Origin of the sequence: Mesorhizobium sp. M1C.F.Ca.ET.210.01.1.1 (genome assembly GCF_004791585.1) — a bacterium.
GTDB lineage: Bacteria > Pseudomonadota > Alphaproteobacteria > Rhizobiales > Rhizobiaceae > Mesorhizobium.
This window is the reverse complement of record NZ_SRUU01000073.1, coordinates 1-3,769: the sequence shown is the minus strand read 5'-3', so window position 1 is coordinate 3,769 and position 3,769 is coordinate 1. Positions and strand designations below refer to the sequence as shown.

At 66.7% G+C, this 3,769-nt stretch carries 1 protein-coding gene; it reads right to left on the bottom strand.

Translation table 11 applies throughout. The features are described 5' to 3' along the window. The coding region (locus tag EN853_RS32850; protein WP_135861336.1) for a DUF4781 domain-containing protein at positions 1 to 3,753 on the bottom strand (3,753 nt) is incomplete at its 3' end. Positions 3,754 to 3,769 lie beyond the last annotated feature (16 nt).

The window sequence follows — 3,769 nt, the reverse complement described above, 5'->3', positions numbered from 1 at the left end:
CACCTGGCGCAGGCCGTCGAGGGAGAGCCAGCCGCCGGTTCCCAGATCGATCAGGTTGCCCGCCTGCGTGCCCAGATACGCGGATTTCGCCGCCCGCGTCACCAGCCCGGGACCGGCGGCGTCGAGCAGTTCGCGTGTGAGGCGGCCGCCGGCCATGGCCCCGATCCCCGCCGCCGTGCCCAGCATGTCGACATAGGTGCTGCGCGCCGCGCGATTGGACCAGCCGATGTCCATGCCCAGCCCGCGCATCTGGTTGAGATCGTAGGCGCCGCGTGCGGCGCTGTAGATCGTGCTGCCCAGGAGGGTTCCGCGTGCCGCCCAGAGCGTCGCGTTGGCGGCCCTGGTGAGGCCTGCGAGAGCCAGGCCGCCCGGCAGGAGCATCGCGCCCACGCTGGCGACGGTCAGCGCGATATCCGCCCGCGCCAACCACTTTTCTCCGGTGGTTTCGATTGCCGCTGCCGTCGTCCCCACTCGGACGCCGTTGTCGGCGCTGCTACCAAACAGGTCCATCTCAAGACCGGATTGCTCGCCCAGTTCGTAGGGCAGATAAAGAAGCCCCTCCGTGGCGAGATAGTTCTTGTCCTGGAAGTGCTTGACGCTGCCGAACCGCCAGGGCTGGTCCTTGGTGATGGCGTCGATCGTCGTGCCGTTGGCGGCCGCCTGGCGGGCCAGATTGGCGATCACCCCGCCGTCGATGACGAACTCGTTGGCATCGGTCTCGGTGACCGTGGAGGCGTAGCCGCCGCCGTGCACCACTGTCTCGCTTACGGTGTCCGCCCCGTCCACGGCAAACAGTGCGCCGGTCGCCCAGCCGTCGCGCTCGGCGGCATAGACATAGGGGATGACAGTCACCGTGATCGAGGTGGTCTCGCGATCGGCCGCGTCGATGCCGGCTTCCCTGAACATCTCGTCCATGATGGTGTCGACGGTGGCGCGGTCGACTTCATTGTTGCGCCAGTCGAGATCCATGCCGGCGGCGATGAGATCGCGCAGCGCATCGCCATAGACCACCTCCTGCGCCTCGCCGATGCCCTCCTGGCCCATGATGCGATCAAAATAATTGGGAACGAGCTCGTCCCGCCTCGACTGGAAGTCCTCATAGGCCTGTGCGATCGCCGCGGGACTGGCAGGGGCGTTCCTCAGCGCCTCCTCATAGGCATCCCTGGCTTGCTCGAAGGATGCGGTGAAGGGCGTGTCGCCGGGCTCCCACCATCCCTTGCCGTCGAGTGTGCTGGCCAGCTCTTCAGACAGGGCGGCGCCGTAACCTGACTGAACCGTGTCCTCGAGGGTCGTCGGCAGGAATTCGTATCCAGTCTCAGGGTTCCAGAGATGGCCGGCGCTGCCGCCGTCGCGCTGCTCCAGCGACGCGGCCCACCAGTCGGCCACTTCCTGCGCCCAACTCGTCGAATTTGCGGGATTGCCAGCGCTGTCAGCGATCTCGACCAGGGCGCTCAACTGCTCGAAGAATGCGTCCGTACCCTCCGCGTCATAGAGGGTGTCGAGATCGACATTGTCCAGCACGGCCTGCAGGATGGCCGCCGCATGCTCCGGCGAGGTGGATGTCATGGCGCCGAGTTCGGCGGCGCCGGTTCCAGTGTAGCCCTTCAACATGTCGGCCAGGGCGCCACCGAGATCATCGCGATTGGTCTCGTCGTCGACAATGCCGGCGACGATGTCGTCATAGCCACCCTGGTCATCGAGCAGGTCGCTGGTCTCGCGCCACAGGAGATCGCCCGAAGTTAGCGTTGCACCGACGTTGTCGTCGTAGAGACGCCATCGCTCCTGCACGTCGTCCGTCGCCTCCATCTGGTCGCGGACCGACGCGGCGACGTACGCATCATGCGCGGCAAGCAGCATCAGGTCGCGCTGGCTCAGACCGGCGGCATTGGAGCGCCACAGAAAGCCGGCGAGCATCGCCAGGCTTGCATCGTCCTCTCCCGCCTGGGTCGCGAGCGCCGCAAGCCACGCCTGAGCGTCGGCTTCTTCAGCCAGACCGGCCATATCATACGCGTCGCCGTCGAGAGTGATCGTGAACGCCCCCGCATCATCGATCCCTTCGATCCGGAAGCCACTCTTCAACAGCAGCGCCAGCGCCACGGGGTCCGCTTCCAGCAGCCTCTGCTCGTGATATTCCAGCTCTATTGGCACCCCGTCGACGACGGCGTAGGTAACGCCGCCGCCGTCGGCCGTGACGTTCTGCGTCTCGACGAAGCTGACGCCGAACTGGCGCAGCAGAGCTACCGACACCTGGTCGCCCGCCTCCCACAACTCCTTCTCCACCCCGCTCAGTTCGGCGGGATCGATCTCCTCGATGATACGACCCAGTTCGCCGGCCCGGAGATCGACGGCGACCTGATCCACGACGCCGGGGCTGTCGTCGCTGCCGAACAGCAGGGCGTCTATGTAAGAGTTATTGCCGTGCGCCTCGCTGACCTCCCCGGCCGCCGTGCCGATGAGCTGGTCGGCCAGGATGTCGATGGCGGCCTGCGCATCTTCGGCGCCCATCGCCTCGGCCAGTTGCCCGGGATCACCAAGAACGGCGCCGAGTTCGTCCGGCTCGATCGCCAGGGCTGTCGCCAGTGCGTTTCGGGTGTCCTCGCTGAGCGAGTCGATCACATCGGCAACGCTCTCCGGGTCGTCCAGCTGTCCGAGCGCTTCCTGGATCAGTTCGGCCAGTTCCTCATCCGACAGATCGGCAAGCGTCTGCGGTAGCTCGCCCGGACGATAATGATCGGCATTGGGTGCCGTCACCCCGAGCTGGTCGGCCAGTTCGGTCAGAACCTCCTGCCCGAGGTCTTCCATCTGCTCGGCAACGGCGGCCTCGAGCGCGGCGGCCGCTTCGTCGGCCTCCGCCTGCGCTGCGTCCACCGTGTCGGCCTTGTCTGACAGATTGTCCGGCAGGGCCTCGGCACTCTGAAGCGCCTGGCTTTCCTCGGCATAGTCGACCTGCGCCGCGCGCACCGCCTGCGTCTCCCCGAGCACCTGCTCTTCGGCAGCGTCGATGGCGTCGACTGCGGTCCGATCCTGCCCATCCCGGATCTCGTCCGCCTGGTCGCTGACCGCCTGGTTTGGATCCTCGCCCTGGCTCTCGGCCTCGAGCGCGGCGAGCCGCAGTTCCAGTGCGACGGCCTCCTCGTAGTTGGCATAGGAGGCATTGAGTTCGGCCGAATGGGTATTCCACCAGCCCTCATAATCTTCCTCCCATTCGGCCGCCAAGGCCTCATACTGATCGGCCGGTAGAAGCAGCGTGCCGTCCGCGCCCACCGACGCGCCGTGGTCTTGCGCCCATTCATTCTTGAACTCGTCGAACTCCGCCTCGAACCCGGCCAGCGCATCATCCAGCTCGGCGTCCGCCTCCGCCGCGGCCGCTTCCGCCTCGCGCTGCTGTTCGGCCGTTATGGTGTGCTCCCAGCCATCCTGGACCGTCTGACCCGGCTCGACATCGGCCGGTCGGTTCTGCGTCTTGGCATCGGCCACCACGTCGTGGCGCACCGGCGCATACGACCACGGCTGGCGCATCGCCGAATGGCCGCCAAGATAAAGTGACGGCGACCCGAGCCCGCCTCCCTCCGTCGATACTGCTGCAAGCCAGCGCCCCTTCGGCGCCGTCTCCCGCCGCTCCACCTCCCCCGCCGCCGCCGCGAACCTGGCCGCAAGCCGCCTCTGCTCGACGCCCTTCGTGCCCTCACAACGCGCGCCCAAACCTTCCCCGGCATCATTCGGCAGCCGCATCGATATCCGATATACTGACATCAATCTCTCCTCGGGA